Annotated in this window: 1 protein-coding gene; it reads left to right on the top strand. The window is 77.7% G+C overall.

Going from position 1 to position 985, the window contains the following annotated elements; translation table 11 throughout:
• Nucleotides 1-942 (top strand): VWA domain-containing protein (locus MNZ29_RS24090; protein WP_242357115.1); only part of this gene is annotated, 942 nt, incomplete at its 5' end.
• Nucleotides 943-985: the final 43 nt, after the last annotated feature.

Here is a 985-nt window from a genome sequence, read left to right as displayed (position 1 = left end):
CTCCTCGCGGCGGCGGGCGGCGGCGCGCTCGAGGACGACGCGGCCGCGCTGGAGCGCGCGCTGCGGGAGCGCGGGCTCGGGGCGGGCGCGCGCCAGCTCGTCACCGCCACGCTGGAGTCGGCGCTCCGCAAGGTGGAGGAGGCGGCCCGTCGCTGGGCGGAGCTGGAGGGGCGGGCGCGCACGCTGCGAGCCGGCCCACTCCCGGGGGGGCTCGCGCCGGTCTCGCGGGAGGAGGCGGCGCGTGTGGAGCTCGCGGTGCGCCGGCTCGCGGAGCGGCTGCGCGCGCGGCTCGTCCGGCGAGAGCGCTCGCGGAGGCGCGGCGCGCTCGCTGTGCGCAGGACGCTCAGGCGGAACCTGGCGCTCGGGGGAGTGCCGGCCCGGCTGGTGTTCCGCCACCGGCGGCGGGAGCGACCGGAGGTCGTGGTGCTGTGCGACGTGTCCGAGTCGGTCCGGCACGTCACCCGGCTCATGCTGCTCTTCCTCTACACGCTGCAGAGCCTCTTCACGCGGGTGCGGACGTTCGTGTTCGTCTCCGACCTCGCCGAGGTGACGGAGCGGCTGCGCGCGGAGCGGGACCCGACCCGCGCGGCGCAGCTCGCCGTCGCGGCGCGCGCGGTGAGCCTCTCCGCGAACTCCAACTACGGCCGCGCGCTCAAGGCCTTTCACGACGACTTCCGGGGGGCGGTCACCCGGCGCACCACCGTGATCGTCATCGGCGACGGGCGGAACAACTACAACGCGCCGGAGGCGTGGGTCCTCGACGAGCTCCGGCGGCGCGCGCGCCGCCTGCTCTGGATCTGCCCGGAGCCGCGCATGGCGTGGGGCATGGGCGACAGCGAGATGCCCCTCTATGCCCCGCGCTGCACGCGGGTGGCCACCCTGAGCTCGCTCGAGGAGCTCGAGGGGATCGCCGACGCGCTCGTGCCCGGGGGCGGCGGGTGAGCGCGCGCGGCGGCGTGCCGGGGTCGCGCGAGGCGCGCGCGCG

The sequence above is a fragment of the Anaeromyxobacter sp. SG64 genome, assembly GCF_022690745.1.
Classification (GTDB): Bacteria; Myxococcota; Myxococcia; order Myxococcales; family Anaeromyxobacteraceae; genus Anaeromyxobacter; species Anaeromyxobacter soli.
Note: the sequence above shows the minus strand (reverse complement) of the source record. Positions and strands in the feature narration are given on the sequence as shown.